We start from the raw sequence: 16,060 nt of genomic DNA, 5'->3' as shown, positions 1-16,060 counted from the left end.
GTGCTTGCGCTACCCCTGATCACAAGCCGGTTTGGGACTCGGCGTCCTGATCCGTTAGCCTAAGCTGCCCAGTCAGACAGCTGGGCATGTCCGAGTGGCGGAATGGCAGACGCGCTAGCTTGAGGTGCTAGTGCCCTATTAACGGGCGTGGGGGTTCAAGTCCCCCCTCGGACACGTCCGGCGACACGACTCAGGTCGGCAGTCGCCGTGACTCGCTGAAGGAGCGGGTCGTAATCAAGGCGCAGGCCCAAGCTCGCGTACACTGCGGCGCGTTCGGCCGCGGTCGCCGCACCAAGCACGGCCGATAACCCACCTAGCTCTTCGACTATCTCGCTGATCTGTGTTGCCGACATGACGGTTGGCCGCTCAGTTCGCTCAAGGCTGGCCCTCAACTCGTCACGTTCAGCGGTGCGACGTCGCAACGCAGCGCTCAAATCCTCAACGGCCACACCAGATTCCACCGCACTGACCAAGGCAGCGATCTTGCGATTCACCTCGCCTAGTTGGCGCTGCAGAGCCGCGTAGCCGGTCCCTGCAGTCGGGTCGATGTCCTGCCCTCGCGCCAGGTCGTCGGGATTCGCAAGACTGGCGATCCAGTTGTCGAGCCGAGGCGTCAACGCGTCCTCACGGAGGTAGACGGTGCGCGGGTGATCGCTCAGATCGACAGGTATCGAACGCGACTTACCGAATTCGCAGCGATAGAGAATGCGCGTTGTTTGCTTTCCTGGACGGGCTGCGCCCTGCATACGCCGTCCGCACGCGGCGCAGTAGAGCAGCCCGCGTAGCGCGTACGGCACAGTCGATTCCCTGCTGCATATAAGACCTGGACCCCGCCGGCTCTGCATCCGAAGTCGAACAGCCTCCGCCAGTTCATCGGAAACCAAGGCCTCGTGCGTCCGCCGGTCCGGGGTGATCCAGTCACCCTCGTTCCGCCATCGCATTCGCGTGTCGTACCCCGCGGCGACGTCGTCGGGGTCGACCAGAACCTCGTACTTCTCCTGCTTGCCCCACACGCGGATACCACGATAGGCAGGGTTGTCGAGCATCGCGCGGATCGCCGAATGGGACCATCCACGCGGATCGCGGTGAGTATTCCGGGCCGGGTCATACTGGCTCGGCGACGGTACGCCATCATCGGTGAGCTGCTGCGCGATGTACCGCAGGCCAGCGCCGTCAGCGTACATGCGGTAGATCCGCTCGACGATCGGAGCGGTCACCGGGTCGGGTTCGAGGCGGTGAAGCCGCTGGCCAAGGTTCGATTTTGCAGGATTCGGGTGCGGACCGGCATCGACGAGCCGATAACCGTACGGTGGTCGACCGCCGAGATATCGGGATGTGTCCTGCGCGAGAGCGGACATCGCCGTTCGGACACGCATCTGGATTCGCGCACGCTCGCCTTTGCTCATGCCGCCGAAGAGCGTCATCACCAAGTCGTGCGCTTCGGAGCCGGGGTCAACCGCGCCGCCAACCTCCGGCACCCATAGGCCGACGCCGTAGTGCGTCAGCACCGGGAAAGTGAGGGCGAACTGCGGCCCATAGAAGGCACGTGCCGGTTCCCCGATCACCACAGCATCGAAGCCACGGTCTCTGGTCGTGACGTCAGCGAGGAGTCGCGAGGCCTCGGGCCTGCGCTTCCACGGGAGAGAACGGCTCTGGCCCACATCGAAGTAATCAGCGACGAGAACTCCCCCATGCGGAGCGATCAGATCGACTGCCCGTCGCTTCTGCCAACTCCGGCTCGCCTCCGGGTCTTGAGCGTCCTCGGTGCTTACTCGGCCATAAAAGGCGAACCTCATGGTCACACGACTCCCCTGTCTCCTCCGAGCGTCCGGTCCCGTACAGCCAGTATTACGCGGATCAGGGCGCGGTTAGCTTCGCACGGGAGGACACAGTCTTCGGGCACCACAATTTCAGCACCTCCGTCTGACAAAATCCCAGCACTGACTGGGTCGCCGCCTTCGGAATGCGGGTACGTGGTGTTGGAGTTGTCAATCATCACGGCGCCGTCGTCGATCCGATTGCTGGTCGCGGACCTCCACCAATCCGGTGCGTCTCGTCTCGATATGTCGCAGGCTGGCCGAAACAGCCAGGACTCGATCGCCTGTCGTAGCATGACCAGCGCGATCGAATTCCCATCCAATCAGGTCCGCGGTATCCGTCGGATCATGTTCCGCAGCTGCGGTTTTGGCGTTTTGGTTGCGGGTCCATTCGGCGCGGTTGATACGTAGTGCTGTCATGGTGGTCGAGTAGTGGCGGGATTTGGTGGTGATGTGGCCGCGATAGCCCAGGGTGTGGAGCCAGCGGCCTATCCCGGTCCATGGCGACTCGCGTGTGGCATCGGTGGCGGCGTGGTGATCGAGAGCGGCAATCGCGAACAGAATGGACCGGATGTGCTCGGTAACATCAAGGGCGGCAATGGCTTCGGTGGACAGGCGGCGGGCGGCGATCCCGAAGTCCTGCAGGCTTTTGGTGACGTATTTAGCTAGGTAGCGGGCCACGCGGCGCGCAGACAACCCGCTGGCCGGGCCGGCATCTGAATCATCATGGATGACGGATGATTCGGCGGTCAGCGATTGAGTGTCGATCTGAGTGCCGAACCGCACGGCGACCGCGGCAGCAGTGTCCTCATCGCAAGGAGTGTGAATGGTGTGACCAGCAACAGCGCGGTGCGGGTCCGGGACGGTGATCGCAATGCCGCCGGCGGCGCGATGGATGATGCCCGCCAACGCCGTGGCCGTGATCGGTGACTGCCATCGGGGTTCAGTCAGATGACGGGGCTCCGCACCACCGGAGGCGGCGCGGCCGTAACTCTTCGGCTCACCCGATGCCGTGGTCTCGTCGTTGGTGGGGTCGAGGCGAATGAGGGCGTGGATGTGCGGGACAGCGCGGGCTTGCATTTCGACGACTTTGACGAAACTGATTCGCACCGAATCCGGATCAAAACCTAGGGCCTTTAGTTCCTGCCGAACCGCGCGGCGCATGGTGATGGTGAAGCGTCGCCACAGTTCGGGCAGGTGCCAGCTGAACAGCACGTGGGACAGGTAGTCGTAGCAGGGTCCGCACAAGGGCTGCCCGACAAGTGGATCAGTGCGGTCGTGAATGTAGTTGCACGACAATGGTTTCCCATGGGCGCATCGTTCGGGCTGGCCGGTGTGGCGGTGCTCGCGGCAGACGGTGCCGGTGGCGCCATGCACCGGACCAAAGCTCGGCGCAGTCAACGTCAGGAACACCTGCGGGCGGACACTGACGCTGGCGGGGACGTTGTGGTGACCACCGGCGGCGCCGGCGTGCACCAGCTGCCAGGTGTCGCGGGCGTAGAGGTCCGAACACGACGGGCAGATGTGGGCGCGGCGGTTGTTGCACCGGGTCCACACCACCTGCGCACGCCCGAACCGGTCGGCGCCGACCAGTTGGATGGGGTGGGCACAGAACCCGACCGATTCGACGCGCCGCCACCACTGATCGAACCCCGCCGTGGAGGCGCGCCGCACCATCTGACTGATCACCGCATCAATGTCCGCAGCGATGCCAGCTGTGATGGGGAGGCCTGGCAGCGTGGTCGCCGGGTACCGATCCGTGCCGTTCGCGGGTTCCGTTCCGTTCAGTGGCGCGGCCGGGGTGGTCATGCTTATCCCTGACCCTCGGTGCGGGTGCTGTCCTGGCCCGTCGAGGTGGGCCGCTGCCGCCGGGGTGCACGAAAGCCGCGGGCCAACACGGCGATGTCAGGATCAGTGACGTGAAACGCGCGCACCCGCGTCGGGGTGGCGGTGCTGTCGATCATCACGTACCCCACCCCCGGTGTGCCGTCGTCAATGTCCTCGCACACCGCCCCGCCGTCACGTGCGCCTTGGCCCAAAACCATGGTGGTTTGGGTGGCTTCGGTCAGGCGTAACCCGACGCGGACGGTGAACAGTTGGCGTACTGGCAGGGTGTCTTTGGCGGGGTCTTGGATCGCCGCAATCACCGAGATGCCGACGGCCCGGCCCTGCGACAGCAACAGCCCGAGGAGGTGTTCGATCTCGGAGCGGATTTTGCGGTCAGTGACGTAGGCGGTCAAGGCGGCGAGTTCGTCGATCACCACCACAAACAACGGCTCCGCCACTGTCGGGGTGTGCAGGCGGGTGCGGCCCCGTAGGCGGTGCGCCCGCTCGATCATCACATCGACCAGAGTGCGCAGCAACTCCACGGTGGTGCCGGTGGCGTCGTGGGTGAACGCGGTGAACATGGGTGCCCCCGACGCTAGTTCCATGCCCCCTTTCGGGTCGATCACGCACAGACGCACTTTGCCGGTGCGCACGTCGGGGGCCATGCCAGCGATCAGCGACCACAGCACCGACCCTTTGCCTGCTCCGGACGCTCCCGCGACCAGCACGTGATGACCGAGTACAGGCACCTGCCACAAGTCGCCGCTCTCGGTGACACCCGCATCGATCGCCGTCAATTCCACAGGTGTGACCGGTGTGGGCTGCGGCAGTGCAATCGGTTCGGCCAGCACGTCGGCGCGCATCACCGTGACCCGAATCTGACCAGGTGTGGTCGCGGTGATCGTGACCCTCTGCGCGCGCCAGGCCGCAGCGAGGGCATCGGTGTGCTTGTGCCAGTCGCGGATAGATTGACCGGTTACGATCGCGACCTCCAGAACATCGACGTCGGCGCCAATACTGATGGTCCGTAGTGCCGGAACATGCTCGCGATCACCATGTTGCGCGGTGAGCCCATGCATCGCGCAGACCCGCGCCCAGGAACGTTCGTAGCGGGACCAGCGCAGAAAATAGTGATACGGCGGGTCGATCACGTACTGCTCGAATGTGCCTTCGTCGAGCACCGCCCAGGCCATATAAGCGGCGATGAATCCGGCAACGGTGAACATGGCGATGTTCAGGCCTTGCCAGATACCGACACCCATCGTGATCGCAACCGGCACCCCGAGCATCGGGAAACGCAATCCCCAGCCCAGCAGATGCCCGATACCGCAGACGATGTCGACCAACAGTTCGCCGACCCAGTCGTCCGGTCCGTTATTTTCGTTGCCGCTCTTGCTATTTGAGGTGTTCGACATAGCATCCTGACTTTCACAAAAAGTGTTGTGTGAGTGGGAAACCCGTCCGATCGCCCAATCCCGCTAGTCGGTGGGTGATCGGACGGGTTCGGCGAGATTTACTGGCGCGGTCCAGCGGACTTGTTGTCGCCGGCAGTGATCGCGTCGGCCTTATAGGCCACACCGGCGCGGCCATTCTGATTCCACGGTGTAGCCACCAGGTTCACGACCGTCACCTGCTGTCCCACAGTGACTTTCGGTTCACCCGGGACGGTCACCGTCAGCACCTCCGCGCCGTCGGAATCCAGCGCCATCAACTGGACCTGCCAGAGCGCCAACCCGGTGGTCTTGTCGATCTTGGGTTGGCCAGTCTCGAAATCTGTACGTGCTTCGGCAGTTTTCGTGCACATCCAGGACACAGCCGTGGTGTCGATCTTGAGCTTCATTACAGTGCTGTCCTCTCGGTAGGGGGTGACGTCGCGGCCATATCGGGACCGCGCCTTGAGCACACAGCAGCGGGATCGGCGCCCGGAAGTGACAGCCAGGGACACCTAGTGACAGCACTCTTTACGCATAACGCCCTGACCTGCGGCGACGGGTGGGGCATGATCGGAGATATGTCCGATGCCGCGTCGCGCAAAGCTGAGAATGCGGCGCGGCTGCAGGCATTCAAACGCGACTTCGACTACTCGTATAACGATGTGGCCGCCGAGGCCATCCATGTCCTGACGTTGCGCGGGGAGAAGGACATTCCGACGCAGGAAACCGCGCGTCGGACGATCAGCCGCGCCATCAACCAGGGAGTCCTCGGCCCGAAATGGGCGGGCATTCTCGGCGAGGTGTTCGGCGCCGATCCCGACGAGGTGTTCGATCTACGCGGAATGACAGTCTTGCCGCCGCCGCTGCTGTTCCGGCTGCCGGTCGATGAAGACATCGTGGCGGTCATCGCCGCGCAACTGCAGGCACATATCGAGGTCGAACACGCGCTGGGGCCCCAGTACGCCCGCCACCGCGTCGAAACCGATCTATGCACCGTGGAAACCCTTGCCGCAACCGCACCCCGGAACTTGCGCCGAGCACTGGCCGAAGCCGCAGGAACGATCGCCGAGGTCGCCGGATGGATCGCCCAAGACCTCGGCGACTACGACGCCGCCCAGCATCACACCACCAAAGCCATGACATACCTGCGTGCCGCCAGCCCCGATGTCCGCGCTCTGATTTATATGCGTCTGTCCAACATCGCCAACCACACCGACCCTGCGATGGCCGTGGACCTGGCCACCGACGCTGCCGAACTCATCGCCGGCCACCGCACCGGGCGCCTGGCCGCCAGCATCGCCCGTCAACAAGCCCTTGCCGCCCTCCACAGCGGCGACGACACAGCGTTCCGGGAACACGCTCGCGCTGCCTTGGACCTGGGCGAGATCACCGAGATTCCCGGCGATCGAGCCCGCTACGCACATAGCGCGTACGTCGCCAGCGATGTCGCATCAGGTTTTCTGCGCCTAACCGATTGGGACCGCGCACGCGCTCTGCTGACCAACCATCACAGCCAATGGACCTCCCAGCAGCACCGTGACCGCACCGTCGCCGACCTGCGGCTGCTGCACGCTTACATCGGCACCGGCGAATACCATCTGGCCCTGGCCATGGTGGACACCGCAATCGCCGGGTACCGGTCCGCACCCTCACAGCGTGCCCGCCGCGCCCTGGTCTACGCCCGCAAACTCGTCGCCGACCGTCGCCGCAGCCACAAAGACCCAGCCCGACAGAATGTGCTCAAAGAACTCGCCGGCCGCATGAAAACCCAACCCCAAGGAGACCCTTCATGACCCGCCGCATCATTGCTGACCTGACCACCACCGACCCGCAGACCACCGCACCGGTCGCGGTGCTGCCCGTCGGCTCCTTCGAACAACACGGCCCTTACCTACCGTTGGGCACCGACACTCTCATCGCCTGCGCAATCGCGACATCAATCACCGCGCACCACAATGTCTTTCAACTTCCACCGATCACGTTCGGGTGCTCGCACGAACACGACGATTTCCCCGGCACAGTCAGCATTAGCGCCACCACACTGCACACGGTCATTACCGACATCGCCACATCCCTAACGGTCCGCAACGTGCGCGGATTGATCGTCGTCAACGCCCACGGCGGCAACGCCGTACTCACCAACACCGTGCAGCAAGCCAACCGGCCCGGCGCCGCCATCACGTTAGGCCTCTACCCCAGCCGAGAAGACTGGGACCACGCCCGCACCGCCGCGGCCCTGGTCAGCACCATGCACGACGACATGCACGCTGGCGAGCTGGAAGCCTCGATCCTGCTGGCCGCCTATCCCGACTACCTACGCGACGGATGGGCCAGCGCCAACCACGACGCCACCGACCGGCGCTACCTGACCACCGTCGGCATGCGCGCCTACACCACCAGTGGTGTCATCGGCTACCCGTCACACGCCACCGCCGACAAAGGCCACCGCATCCTCGACGACCTCGGCCAGGCCGCGAAATCCCTCATCGACCTGGTGACAGCACGGAGCCTCTAGCCACAACGACACCGTGGCGGCTACCGTCCGCTGGCGCTCCCGTCCGCCGCCACGAACCACATCTAAGGACCTCGCACTACCCGAACGACACCGGCCTTCTTCTCCATACCCGAGTCACAGAAGCGGCGCCGCCGTCGCCGAGGCGCACGCCTATCCCCTCGCCACCGACTGACGGCATCGGCGTGCATGCCTCCACTGACACCATGCGCCGTCGGCCACCTCACGAATGCCCCGCGGCCTGACCCTGTGAGAACTTTCTTTACTGGTATCGAGGCCATCATCGCGTCGAACCACCACCAGTTCAGGTACCGCCATGCCCCGACTTTTTCAGGTCGAAGTAACTAGCCGCTCGGCCTCACAGCGTCAGCACCACCTTGCCGGCGGACGCCCGGTACGACTGCGCCTCGCCGGCCAGCTCCAGTGGGAAGGTCGCCGCGACCGTCGGGACCAGCGCACCACGGGCGGCCAGATCCGCCAGGACTGTCATGCCCAGCCGGTCGGCTTCCACCAACAGCCCGACCGCCCGGATACCTCTTGCGACGGATTCGGCAGCCACCTCGGGTATGGCCTGCGGCTGCGCCGTGACCAGCGTGCCGCCCGGCTTGAGGACCTGCAGCGCCTTGGCCGGATAGTCGTGTCCGATGAGGTCGAACACCACATCCACATCACTGAGCACCGATGCGAAATCAGTGGTGGTGTAATCGATTACCTCATCGGCACCGAGACCGGTGACGATGTCTGCTTTGTCGGGTGCTGCCAGTCCGATCACGTGCGCGCCGTACGCCTTGGCCAGCTGCACCGCCAGATGCCCGACCCCGCCTGCCGCGGCGGTGATCAGTACCCGACTGCCCTCGCCGATGCCCGCGGTGTCCACCAGCGCCTGGTAGGCGGTCAACCCGGCGAGCGGCAAAGCTGCGGCCTGAATATGGTCCAGTGCAGCGGGTTTCGGAACGAATACCCGTGTCGGTGCGACCACGTATTCGGCGTAGCCGCCGTGGCCCTGCGGGAACGGCAGCATACCGAACACCTCGTCACCCGCCTGGTACAGGGTGACGCCCAATCCGACGGCTTCGACTGTCCCGGACACATCCCAGCCGAGGACGAACGGCGGCGTCCCGATGAGCGCCCCGCTCTGGCGGTTGATCACGTCGACGGGATTCACACCGGCGGCGTGCACCTCGACCAGGATTTCGCCTACTCCCGGTGCAGGACGGTCGGTCTCGACCACCTTCAGGACCTCCGGACCACCCAGCTCGGTCTGATTGATTGCTTTCATCAGTTCACCCCGAGGAATCGGTTGACGTCGTGCGCGAAATCCGCGATGTGCTGAAACAGGAATCCGTGCCCGGCATCGCTGTAGAGCACCACCTTGGCGTCCGGTAGTTGCCGCGACATCGCATAGCTGGCATAGGAATTGATCATCACGTCGTGCGCTCCGTTGGCGACCAGCACCGGCAGCTTCAGCTCGGCGAGTCGCAGGTAGTAGCCGCCGAACGTGGCAATGGCACCCAGCTGGGCTCGATAAGTGTCCGCCTGTACGGCGGCCTGGGACCGAGTCAACCGAGTGTCCAAGCGCCGCAACGATGCCAAGCCGGCGGCGCGGCCCTGATCGGTCTCCGGGAAGAATAGGTACAGATAGTCCGCGTCGTCGTTGACGGCATGGCCGAGGATCTCCCCGACCCGCGGCCCGGGCGCCGGCTGATCCGGCACTCCGGCAGGCGTGCTGCCCGCAACCACCAGGCGGCGCACCAGGTCCGGTGCGCGCAATGCAATGCCCTGGGCGACAATGCCGCCCAGCGACCAGCCGAGCACGTCGACCTGGGTCAGACCCAGCGCCCGGATGAACGCGATACCGCCGTCGGCGAGCCCGTCGATGGTGGTCGGCGCGTCCCCGCCGGACAGGCTGGTGCCACGGTTGTCGAAGACGATGACCTCACGTTCGGCGGCCAGCGCATCGAGCAATTGCGGGTCCCAATGGTCGACGGTGCCGCGAAGGCGCATACACAGCACCAGCGGAACCCCGCCGGGTTTACCGAAGCGGCGGAAGTGCAGCCGCTCCCCATCGGGACCGCCGACGAAGCGGTCCTCGGCCTGATCGGACAGGTAGGTCATGGTGTTCCCTCCAGGTTGGATTTGATATCGAGATTCACTTCAGTGGCCAGTGGGCGGTATCAGTCAAATGACCATCGCAGCCGGTGGCCGACGCCAGTGATCCATGCCGCATCCAGCGGCGGCACAGTTCACAACTTGTTCTTGATGCGGGCTGCGATGAGCTCCAGCAGGGTGTCGTCCCGCTGGGTGGCCAGCTCGCCGATGGAACGTCCGTGGGCTTCGGCAAGCACACCGTCGACGATCTGCTTCTCCAACTCCGGAGTGAAGGTCGGATTCCCGAGCCCGGGCCATCCTTCGGTCATCCGAGGCATCAGGGTCTCCATGAAATGGGCGATGCCGCCTTCTCCACCGCCGAGGTGCCACAGCAGGTTGGGACCCATCACACCCCAGCGCAGACCGGGACCCCAGGCCACCGCATCGTCCGCGTCGGCCACCCCGAGCACCCCATCGGCGATCAGGTGGACGACTTCCCGGTACAGCGCTGACTGCAGGCGGTTTGCGACGTGCCCGGGCAATTCCTTGCGCAACCGCACCGGCTTCTTGCCGACCTCCGAATAGAAATCCATTGCGGCGCTGATGGTTTCCGGCGAGGTCCGGGTGCCGCCGACCACCTCCACGAGCGGGATGACATGCGGCGGGTTGAATGGATGCCCGATGACGGTCCGTTCGGCGTGCACACATTCGGCCTGCATGACGCTCATCGTGATGCCCGATGAACTCGAGGCGATGATCACCTCGCGGCGAGCCGCCTTGTCGATATCGGCCAGCAGCTTCACTTTCAGATCGGGCCGTTCCGGCGCATTCTCCTGCACGAAATCGCTTGAGCCGACAGCCTCATGCAGATCGGTGGTGAAGCTCAGTCGATCCGGCGATGCGCCGTCGGCCAGACCCAGCCGGGCCGCGGTGTCCCAGGCTCCGCTGACATAGCGGCGGAGCGCGTCCTCCGCGCCGGCACCGGGATCGGTGGCCGCCACATCGAACCCGCGGACCAGGAAGTGAGTGGCCCAGCTGGCACCGATGGTGCCGGTGCCGACAATCGCAATGCGTTCAATACTCATGTTTTCTCCTTGTGGTGGGTGTCGTCGGCACACTCGTCAAGGCGATACGGAGGTTTTGCTCGACGGTCACGACAACGCCGCCTCCGACTGCAGGGTGCTGATCTCGGCGTCGGTGAAGCCCAGTTCCTTGAGGATCTCGGCGTTGTGCTCACCGTGCTCCGGGGCGCGGCGTGCCGGCACCTTGCCCTGCCCGCGGATGGTGATCGGACTGTTCACGGTGTACTCCAACCCCGGAGCATCCATGATGGGCACGACGATCTCAGCGGCGCGCAGCTGCGGATCGGCGGCGGCCTCTTCGGGAGTCTGAATGGCGCCGTAGGTGATCCGGGCCTTGTCCAGTACCTGCTTCCAATGCCCGACCGGTTGCCCGGCGAAGACCCCGTCGAGGAGCTCCGCCAGTGCGGCCGTGTTACTGCGCAGCCCGGTCTCGTCAGCGAATCGACTGTCGGTCAACAGATCTGGCCGGTCGATCGCAGCAACCAATGCTGCCCAATTCTGCGGGCGGGCCACCAGCATCAACCAGTGTCCGTCGGCGCACCGGTACGGGTTGCTCAGCGCATTCAGCGGGGCGGTGCGGTCATGCAGCTGATACGGCGTGCCTCCGGCGAGCGCCGCGGATACCAAGGTGCCGGTGGCCCATACCCCCACGGCCAACAGCGAGGTGCCGACGTTCGCCCCGCGGCCAGTGCGTTCGCGCTGATACAACGCGGTGCTGATGGCCGCGTAGATGGCGACGGCAGAGGTGTAATCCCCACTGCCCCAGACCGGGGCGGTCGGCGGCGCGCCGGCGTCACGGGTGGAAGCCAGCAGTCCGCTGCGTGACCAGTAGGCCGTCAGATCGAAACCCGGTAGGTTGGCGTCCGCTCCGGCGTCGCCGAACCCGGTGATGTCGGCGTAGATGACGCTCGGGTTCCAGGACGCCACCTCGTCGTAACCGAGGTGCAGGGCTTCGCGGGTACCGTGCGGAAAGTTGGTGATGACGACGTCAGCCCACTGCACCAGACGCTTCAGAATCCTGGTTCCGCCTTCGGATTTCAGGTCCACCGCCATGCCACGCTTGTTCCGGTTGGCCAGATGCCAGCTGTAGTTGCCGACCGCGACCGGGCTCGGCGGCAGCGAACTCAGGTGCCGCTGGGGGTCACCAATACCCGGTGGCTCAACCTTGATGACGTCAGCGCCGAGGTCGGCGAGGATTGTGGCGGCGGCCGGGGCCGCGATGAAACTGGCGATCTCGACGACCTTGAGGCCGGCAAATACGGAAGGTTCGGTCATGTCTGGTGTCCTCACACGAATGTGCTCAGGCCGCCGCTACCAGCGCGGCCGCGAAATATGTTGTCCTCGGTCAGCTTCAGATCCCGGCGATCCCAGTTAGCCCGCCTGGGATCTGCGCGACCACCGCCTCATAGCGGCCGTCGAGGCTGACCGCGCGGATCTCTCCGGACAAGTCGCCCACGAAGGCCAGGCCCTCTCTGACGTCCACTGCCAGTCCGATGGCCTCATGGAATCCCGCGGACAAAATGGCGACGTCGCCGCCCGGCTGCCCTGGCGCCGGAATGTCGGCCCGGTTCAACGTGTTTCCGCCCGGTGGCAGCCCCCGGTCAGTCCAATACACGACACCGGCATCGAGGTCTAGTTCGAGGTCGATCGGCTCCGGCAGTCCCGACCACAGCACTTCCACGGCACGGTCGGTGGCGCTCTGCCCGGCGGGAATATCCAAGGGGGCCCGGAAGATTCGGCCGTCGCCACCGTCCGACGGGCCTTTCTGGGTCCAGTACAGATAGCCACCGGGTTCGTCGACCGCGACGCCGACGCACTGGTTGCGGACCAGGTGCCGGTCCTGATCCGTCTGCGCCACCACAACTTCGTCGCGCAGATCTGTACCGTCCAGTGCGACGCTGCGCACCGCAGCGCCTTCGCGGTCGGACCAGTACAGCCGCCGGCATGACCAGGCACCGGCAAGCTGCTTACCAGTCACCAGACCGCCCTCGGGCACTACCCAGGCCCGATCCGACCCGTCAAGGGCTGCGCACTCGATGGATCCGTTGCGTCGGTAGAAGTCCAGATCGTTCTCGCCGCGGGGTGGGCGGTCGGCGGGCAGTCCCGGCACCCCATGTTCGTCCAGTAGATGTGCTGCTGGTCACTGTCCACCACGATGCCGTCGGGAAAGGCGGTCAGCCCTGCGATGATGGGTGTCACGGCCCCGTCGGCAATGGCGACCTTGACGATCTGCTGCCCGCCGGGATTCAAGGCGATGAGGTGGGTGAACATTCAGTCCTCAGCCCAGGCTGACATCAGTCAGTTCGATGGACACCACGAGTTGTTCATGGATCGGGTGGTTGTCGGCGTCGCGGACGTAGATCATCCGGGTGCGCGGGATGATCAGCCCGTCGACCTCGTCGAAGTCCGAGATGTAGTGCGCCCCTGGTGATCCCCCGGCGATGTCCACTTGGTAGTCGCGTCTGCGGATCAAGCCGTCGGCGTCGATGTAGAGGATCTGGTGGGGGCTGTGAGTGGCGATGCTGTCGGGGTAGTCGACGTGCAGAGTGCGCCAGCGCTGGCCGTCCTCAGTCCAGGTGTCGCCCTCTTCGGTGCGCACTCCAGCGAAGGCGAGGTTGAACGGCTCGGCGGTGTAGGTCCACATGGCGTACCCGGTGAAGTATGCCAACTGCAGTGTGCTCCAAGGGGTTTCCAGGGTGTGTCCGGCAAACGATGCACGGGGATTGTCGAGCACCTCGACGACGTCACCGTCGGTGGTCTCGATGCCGACGCGCTGCGGGGTGTAGGCCGTCTTGAGATCTGGCGCGGTGAACGGCCACAGCGAGGTACGCTGATCTTTGATCCAGACGGTGATCTCACCGTCGTCGACGATGCCGGGTACGGCCTTGATATCCCAGATGGCGCCGCCGAACCGTTTGCGTGCGGTGACCGAGGTCAGTTCACGCCAACGGTCGACGCCGCCGTAGGCGCTCAGGACGGTGGTGAGCAGGTCGGACATGAGTTCTCCTTAGCGGCCGAGGAATTGGCGGATGTGCTGACCGAACTCGACCGGGTACTGGTCGAGGAATCCGTGGCCGGCGTCGGGGTAGATGCGCAGCTGGGCGCCCCGAATCTTCTCGGCCAGCAGGTAACTGTTCTTCGTGGACATCATGGTGTCGTTGTCCCCATTGGCGACCAGCGTCGGCTGGGTGATGGCCGAAAGACGCTCCAGTTTCGACGATTCCGGGATACCCCAAGTCATCAGCGCCTGGTACTGCGCATCTCGGCAGGCCAGGGTGGTCTCGGGGTCGCGATCGTCCGTGCGGGCATGGGTGCGGGCCAGGTACTCCCAACCGCGTTGGACGCTCTTATCAGAGCCGGAGAAGAAGAGCGCGATGAATCCCTCGGCCGTGATCTCGTCGGCGCAGGCGTAGGTATAGACGTCCTCAGACCACCGGTGCAGATCGGGGGCACCCTGTGGCGCGGTGCCGGCCAGCACCAGTCGACGGGGCAGTCGGGGGCGGATCAGCGCGATCTCCTGCACGATGTGGCCGCCGAGTGAAAACCCCAGCAGGTCAACGGATGTCAGACCAAGGGCGTCGATGAACCGGAGGGCGTCGCGCGCCATATCCGTGATGTTGTCGGGTGTGGCCCCGGTGGAGGCACCGACGCCGCGCAGGTCGACGGTGATCACCTCACGATCGGCGGCCAATACGTCGAGCAGCGCCGGGTCCCAATAGTCGAGGTTGCCGCGAAAATGCTGAAACAGCACCAACGGCGGCACGGTAGCTGTTGGGCTACCGAAGCGCCGGTAGGCGAACCGTTCACCGTCTACCTCGATGTCGAGGTTGGCGGCGTGCGCAGCGCCCACCGCGGTGGCGGCGTCCGTCATGTTTCTCTCCCTGCTGTCGTAGTGACACCATGCTGGCTCCTCGGCCTGTCCTCAGGTATCCGTCGATTGACTACGAGTCCGTGGTGACACGGGCCGTAAATGGCGATAGTCATTTGACAGATGGCTCCGTCGACGACGGCGAGACACACTGTTGCCCATGCCGTATTTCGAGGGCTCCGACGGAGCCGCGCTCTACTACAAGGACTGGGGCAGCGGGCCGGCGGTGATCTTCAGTCACGGCTGGCCGCTGAGCGCTGATGCGTGGGATGTGGAGTTGAAGCTGCTCGCCGACAACGGTTTCCGTGCCATCGCCCACGACCGCCGGGGACATGGCCGGTCCGAGCAGACGTGGTCGGGCAACGATATGGATACCTACGCCGCGGACCTGGCGGCCCTGATCAACGCGCTCGGGCTGTCCGACGTCGTGGTGGTGGGGCATTCCACGGGCGGCGGTGAGGTGGTGCGCTATGCGGCGCGCCACGGCGTCGGCCGGGTGCGCAAGGTGATCACCGTCGGCGCGGTACCGCCGGTGATGGTGGCCTCGGCGAGCAATCCCGATGGCACGCCACTGGCAGCGTTCGATGATATCCGGGCTCGGGTCCTGGCCGGCCGCTCCCAGTATTGGCGAGAACTCGCGATGGCGTTCTACGGTTTCAACCGGGGCGGTGCCACCGTGTCACAGGGTTTGATCGACCATTTCTGGCTGCAGGGCATGCAGGCAGGGCTGGCGTCGGCCTACGACTGCGTGCAGGCGTTCTCCGAGACCGACCTGACCACGGATCTGCGGGCCCTTGATGTGCCGATTCTGATCGCCCACGGTGACGATGATCAGATCGTCCCGATCCACGATGCAGCATCGAAGGCCATCGAACTGGTGCGCTACGGCACGTTGCGGGTGTATCCCGGTGCGCCCCACGGCATCCACGGTGACTACCAGCAGCAACTGGGTCTTGACCTGCTGAACTTCGTCCGGAATTAGCCTGCGGCGTTGTCGATGAGCGTGACGTCCCGATTGCCTACGGGGACACCCTCACGGGTACGGAAGGCGACCAGAGCATGCTCGCCGGTGGATGTCTCGACGAACCGGTAGCCACTGCGTTTGGTGGTGACCCGATGCTTGTGACCCCACTGTCCCATCGCAGCCAGCACGGTCACCAGATCATGGCCGGCATCGGTGAGCACATAACGGCTACGGGTCCGCTCGCCGGGCTCCCGGTAATCCTCGACCTCCAGGATGCCGGCGGCCACCAGTTCCGCCAGTCGCGCGCTGAGCACATCGGAGGCCACGCCGAGCCGTTCCCGGAATTCGGAGAACCGGGTCCGGCCCAGCAGTGCCTCCCGGATGATCAGAATGGCCCACCGCTGCCCCAGCACCACCATGGTGCGGGCGATGGGGCAGGCATCGTCGGACCACGGGTGCGTGCGCATGC

Annotated in this window: 14 protein-coding genes, 1 tRNA gene and 1 pseudogene; 4 read left to right on the top strand and 12 right to left on the bottom strand. The window is 65.0% G+C overall.

Annotated elements, in window-relative coordinates; genetic code table 11:
- Nucleotides 1-88 precede the first annotated feature (88 nt).
- Nucleotides 89-174 (top strand) — tRNA-Leu (locus AC1U2B_RS00695).
- On the opposite strand, the gene AC1U2B_RS00690 is transcribed toward AC1U2B_RS00695, so the two are convergent.
- From AC1U2B_RS00690 to AC1U2B_RS00675, 4 genes are all read right to left on the bottom strand, one after another.
- On the bottom strand, nt 156-1,802 hold the full coding sequence (locus AC1U2B_RS00690; protein ID WP_480215299.1) for a recombinase family protein: 1,647 nt from the start codon (nt 1,800-1,802) through the stop codon (nt 156-158). The genes AC1U2B_RS00695 and AC1U2B_RS00690 overlap by 19 nt on opposite strands.
- 186 nt (nt 1,803-1,988) lie before the next feature.
- On the bottom strand, nt 1,989-3,626 hold the full coding sequence (locus AC1U2B_RS00685; RefSeq protein ID WP_480215298.1) for a replication initiator: 1,638 nt from the start codon (nt 3,624-3,626) through the stop codon (nt 1,989-1,991).
- A gap of 2 nt (nt 3,627-3,628) precedes the next feature.
- Nucleotides 3,629-5,059, bottom strand: coding sequence for an FtsK/SpoIIIE domain-containing protein (locus tag AC1U2B_RS00680; protein ID WP_480215297.1), 1,431 nt, complete (start codon nt 5,057-5,059; stop codon nt 3,629-3,631).
- A gap of 98 nt (nt 5,060-5,157) precedes the next feature.
- The gene (locus AC1U2B_RS00675; RefSeq protein ID WP_480215296.1) at nt 5,158-5,484 is read right to left on the bottom strand and encodes an SCO3933 family regulatory protein; all 327 of its coding nucleotides are present in this window, start codon (nt 5,482-5,484) and stop codon (nt 5,158-5,160) included.
- Between the two features lie 108 nt (nt 5,485-5,592).
- Between AC1U2B_RS00675 and AC1U2B_RS00670 the strand changes: the two genes are divergently transcribed.
- Nucleotides 5,593-6,870, top strand: a complete 1,278-nt coding sequence (locus AC1U2B_RS00670) for an NsdA family TPR-like regulatory protein (protein ID WP_480215295.1) — start codon at nt 5,593-5,595, stop codon at nt 6,868-6,870.
- The gene (locus AC1U2B_RS00665) at nt 6,867-7,592 is read left to right on the top strand and encodes a creatininase family protein (protein WP_480215294.1); all 726 of its coding nucleotides are present in this window, start codon (nt 6,867-6,869) and stop codon (nt 7,590-7,592) included. Before AC1U2B_RS00670 ends, AC1U2B_RS00665 begins: the two co-directional genes overlap by 4 nt.
- 355 nt (nt 7,593-7,947) lie before the next feature.
- On the opposite strand, the gene AC1U2B_RS00660 is transcribed toward AC1U2B_RS00665, so the two are convergent.
- From AC1U2B_RS00660 to AC1U2B_RS00630, 7 genes and pseudogenes are all read right to left on the bottom strand, one after another.
- The gene (locus AC1U2B_RS00660; protein ID WP_480215293.1) at nt 7,948-8,868 is read right to left on the bottom strand and encodes an NADP-dependent oxidoreductase; all 921 of its coding nucleotides are present in this window, start codon (nt 8,866-8,868) and stop codon (nt 7,948-7,950) included.
- Complete coding sequence (locus tag AC1U2B_RS00655; protein WP_480215292.1) at nt 8,868-9,704, bottom strand: alpha/beta fold hydrolase; 837 nt, start codon at nt 9,702-9,704, stop codon at nt 8,868-8,870. The genes AC1U2B_RS00660 and AC1U2B_RS00655 overlap by 1 nt, the downstream gene beginning before the upstream one ends.
- Before the next feature lie 128 nt (nt 9,705-9,832).
- Nucleotides 9,833-10,762: a 3-hydroxyacyl-CoA dehydrogenase NAD-binding domain-containing protein gene (locus AC1U2B_RS00650; protein ID WP_480215291.1), complete on the bottom strand. Its 930-nt coding sequence runs from the start codon at nt 10,760-10,762 to the stop codon at nt 9,833-9,835.
- A gap of 66 nt (nt 10,763-10,828) precedes the next feature.
- Nucleotides 10,829-12,034, bottom strand: a complete 1,206-nt coding sequence (locus AC1U2B_RS00645; RefSeq protein ID WP_480215290.1) for a CaiB/BaiF CoA transferase family protein — start codon at nt 12,032-12,034, stop codon at nt 10,829-10,831.
- Between the two features lie 76 nt (nt 12,035-12,110).
- A pseudogene (locus AC1U2B_RS00640) lies at nt 12,111-13,030 on the bottom strand (hypothetical protein).
- A gap of 7 nt (nt 13,031-13,037) precedes the next feature.
- The gene (locus tag AC1U2B_RS00635) at nt 13,038-13,757 is read right to left on the bottom strand and encodes a hypothetical protein (protein WP_480215289.1); all 720 of its coding nucleotides are present in this window, start codon (nt 13,755-13,757) and stop codon (nt 13,038-13,040) included.
- Nucleotides 13,758-13,766: 9 nt separating this feature from the next.
- Nucleotides 13,767-14,630, bottom strand: coding sequence for an alpha/beta fold hydrolase (locus AC1U2B_RS00630; RefSeq protein ID WP_480215288.1), 864 nt, complete (start codon nt 14,628-14,630; stop codon nt 13,767-13,769).
- 157 nt (nt 14,631-14,787) lie between these two features.
- On the opposite strand from AC1U2B_RS00630, the gene AC1U2B_RS00625 reads away from it, so the two are divergent.
- A complete protein-coding gene (locus AC1U2B_RS00625) occupies nt 14,788-15,609 on the top strand; it encodes an alpha/beta fold hydrolase (RefSeq protein WP_480215287.1) in 822 nt (273 codons plus the stop codon).
- On the opposite strand, the gene AC1U2B_RS00620 is transcribed toward AC1U2B_RS00625, so the two are convergent.
- On the bottom strand, nt 15,606-16,058 hold the full coding sequence (locus AC1U2B_RS00620; protein WP_480215286.1) for a winged helix-turn-helix transcriptional regulator: 453 nt from the start codon (nt 16,056-16,058) through the stop codon (nt 15,606-15,608). The two genes, AC1U2B_RS00625 and AC1U2B_RS00620, sit on opposite strands and share 4 nt — an antisense overlap.
- Nucleotides 16,059-16,060: the final 2 nt, after the last annotated feature.

It is taken from the genome of Mycolicibacterium sp. P4_G11 (assembly GCF_056555145.1).
This window is presented reverse-complemented; position numbering and strand designations above follow the sequence as displayed.

Excerpts from the sequence above, each read along its gene's own strand:
- AC1U2B_RS00625 (WP_480215287.1), top strand. The coding sequence starts at position 14,788 with ATGCCGTATTTCGAGGGCTCCGACGGAGCCGCGCTCTACTACAAGGAC.
- AC1U2B_RS00665 (WP_480215294.1), top strand. The coding sequence starts at position 6,867 with ATGACCCGCCGCATCATTGCTGACCTGACCACCACCGACCCGCAGACC.
- AC1U2B_RS00620 (WP_480215286.1), bottom strand. The coding sequence starts at position 16,058 with ATGCGCACGCACCCGTGGTCCGACGATGCCTGCCCCATCGCCCGCACC.
- AC1U2B_RS00645 (WP_480215290.1), bottom strand. The coding sequence starts at position 12,034 with ATGACCGAACCTTCCGTATTTGCCGGCCTCAAGGTCGTCGAGATCGCC.
- AC1U2B_RS00680 (WP_480215297.1), bottom strand. The coding sequence starts at position 5,059 with ATGTCGAACACCTCAAATAGCAAGAGCGGCAACGAAAATAACGGACCG.
- AC1U2B_RS00655 (WP_480215292.1), bottom strand. The coding sequence starts at position 9,704 with ATGACCTACCTGTCCGATCAGGCCGAGGACCGCTTCGTCGGCGGTCCC.
- AC1U2B_RS00635 (WP_480215289.1), bottom strand. The coding sequence starts at position 13,757 with ATGTCCGACCTGCTCACCACCGTCCTGAGCGCCTACGGCGGCGTCGAC.
- AC1U2B_RS00650 (WP_480215291.1), bottom strand. The coding sequence starts at position 10,762 with ATGAGTATTGAACGCATTGCGATTGTCGGCACCGGCACCATCGGTGCC.
- AC1U2B_RS00685 (WP_480215298.1), bottom strand. The coding sequence starts at position 3,626 with ATGACCACCCCGGCCGCGCCACTGAACGGAACGGAACCCGCGAACGGC.
- AC1U2B_RS00675 (WP_480215296.1), bottom strand. The coding sequence starts at position 5,484 with ATGAAGCTCAAGATCGACACCACGGCTGTGTCCTGGATGTGCACGAAA.
- AC1U2B_RS00630 (WP_480215288.1), bottom strand. The coding sequence starts at position 14,630 with ATGACGGACGCCGCCACCGCGGTGGGCGCTGCGCACGCCGCCAACCTC.
- AC1U2B_RS00660 (WP_480215293.1), bottom strand. The coding sequence starts at position 8,868 with ATGAAAGCAATCAATCAGACCGAGCTGGGTGGTCCGGAGGTCCTGAAG.